We start from the raw sequence: 1,987 nt of genomic DNA, 5'->3' as shown, positions 1-1,987 counted from the left end.
CCCGGCCGGCTCGGCGCCCCCGGCGCGCGGCAGGACGTGCAGCCGGACGTCCGGCAGGTCCGCCGGCAGGCAGTGGGCGGCGACGTCCTCGGGGTGCGGGACCTCCAGCACCACGTCGAGGCGGGGGCGGGTCCCGCCGGCGGGCAGCCCGTGGTGGGCGTCCGTGAACTCCTCCGCGACGGACATCAGGGCCGGGGCGGCGGTCTCATCCCCGACGGCGAGCACGCGCTGGGCGCCGCCGTGGTCCCACGCCGCCCAGGGCCGCTCCTGGGGACCGGGTCCGAGCAGGTACACGCGCTCGCCGGGGGACACGGCGGCCGCCCACCGGCTGCCCGGGCCGTCCTGGGCGTGCCCGCCGTGCACCACCACGTCGATCACGAGCTCCGGGACCACCATCCCGCAGAACGTGGTGCGCCGGACGCCGCGCACGGTGTAGGTGCGCATCCACCCGCGCTCCTCGGCGGGCCGGGCGAACCAGCCCTCCCGCAGCCCCAGTGACAGGTCCGCCCGCTCGGGCTCGCGCCCGGGCGGCGGGACCAGCAGCTTGATGTAGGCGTCCCGGCACCGGGTCCGGCCCCCGGCCCCGATGAGCGCGGGGGACAGGCCGGCGAGCTCCGGGCCCGCCAGGGTGATCCGGCGGAAGGACGGGCACAGCTGGGTCACGGACGTCACGGCGGCCTCGACGCACAGCACGGGGTCCGCGCGGGCACCGGTGGCCTCGGGGGTGGGGATGACGGTCACGGCAGGGTCCTTCCGATCTCGGCGGCGGCCCGGGGCGCGGGCTCCAGGGCCACGGGTGCGGCGGGCGGTACGGGGTGGGAGCCCTCGCGGGCCCGCCCGCGGGGCAGGACGACGGGCCGGCCGCCCACGGGGTCCCGCGCGACGTCCGCCCGGAGCCCGAAGACCTCGGCCAGCAGCTCGGGGGTGAGCACCTCGGCGGGCGTGCCCACGGCCACGATCCGTCCCGCGGCCATCGCCACGAGCCGGTCGGCCACGCGCGCGGCCAGGTTCAGCTCGTGCAGGACGGCGACGACGGTGGCCCGGCCGGCACCCGGCCCGTCCGGGTGCTCCAGCCCCCGGAGCATGTCCAGCAGGTCCACCTGGTGCGCCAGATCGAGGTAGGAGGTGGGCTCGTCGAGGAGCATCGTGCGGGCGCGCTGGGCCAGGGTCAGGGCGATCCAGACCCGCTGGCGCTGCCCGCCGGAGAGCTCCTCCACGGGCCGCGCGGCCAGGGCCGTGAGCTCGGTGAGCTCCATCGCCCGGGCCACGGCCGCGTCGTCGTCGGGGGAGGGGGCGCCCCACCACCGGCGGTGCGGGTGCCGTCCGCGCTCCACGAGCTCGGCGACGGTCAGGCCCTCCGGGACCACGGGCGACTGCGGCAGGAGGCTGACCGAGCGGGCGTACTGGCGGGCGTGCCACTCGCGCACGCCGCGGCCGTCCGCCTCGAGCGTGCCGGCGAGCGGGCGCAGCTGCCGGGACAGGCCCTTGAGCAGCGTGGTCTTGCCGCAGCCGTTGGCGCCGATGAGCACGGTGGTGGCCCCGTGCGGGATGTCGAGGTCCACCTCCCGCACCACGGTGCGGTCCTGGTAGCCCAGGGACAGGCCGCGCATCCGGAACGCGGGGACGCCGGCCCCGGGGTCCGCCACGGGCTCCTCCACGGGGCGCAGGCCGGGGCGCACGTCGTCGCGCAGCTCGGGGCTCATGCCAGGGCTCCTCTCCGCTGCCGCACGAGCAGCCACAGCATCACGGGGGCGCCCACGGCGCCCGTGACCACACCGGCCGGCAGCTGCACCTGCGCCACCAGGCCCGCGCCGACGGCGTCGGCAACCACCACGACCACGGCGCCCACGAGGGCGCACGCCACGATCGAGGTCCGCCCGCGGGTCAGGGCGGTGGCCACCGGGGTGGACATGAGCGCCACGAAGGCGAGCGGGCCGGTCGCGGCCGTGGCCACGGCGGCCAGCAGCACGCCCAGGCCCAGGGCGAG

3 protein-coding genes are annotated in these 1,987 nt (G+C 78.4%); all 3 read right to left on the bottom strand.

The features are described from left to right. Positions 1-741 (bottom strand): siderophore-interacting protein (locus CRM73_RS19030; RefSeq protein ID WP_229588776.1); only part of this gene is annotated, 741 nt, incomplete at its 3' end. Continuing rightward, positions 738-1,703 (bottom strand): ABC transporter ATP-binding protein, encoded by a 966-nt coding sequence (locus CRM73_RS19025; RefSeq protein ID WP_017834696.1) that lies wholly within the window; start codon positions 1,701-1,703, stop codon positions 738-740. The genes CRM73_RS19025 and CRM73_RS19030, both read right to left, overlap by 4 nt. After that, positions 1,700-1,987: iron chelate uptake ABC transporter family permease subunit (locus tag CRM73_RS19020; protein WP_229588775.1), on the bottom strand; the 288-nt coding region annotated here is incomplete at its 5' end. The genes CRM73_RS19020 and CRM73_RS19025, both read right to left, overlap by 4 nt.

The sequence above is a fragment of the Kocuria sp. CCUG 69068 genome, assembly GCF_020833785.1.
Classification (GTDB): Bacteria; Actinomycetota; Actinomycetes; order Actinomycetales; family Micrococcaceae; genus Kocuria; species Kocuria rosea.
Note: the sequence above shows the minus strand (reverse complement) of the source record. Positions and strands in the feature narration are given on the sequence as shown.

Coding starts and splice junctions, on each gene's coding strand:
- CRM73_RS19025 (WP_017834696.1), bottom strand. CDS start 1,703: ATGAGCCCCGAGCTGCGCGACGACGTGCGCCCCGGCCTGCGCCCCGTG.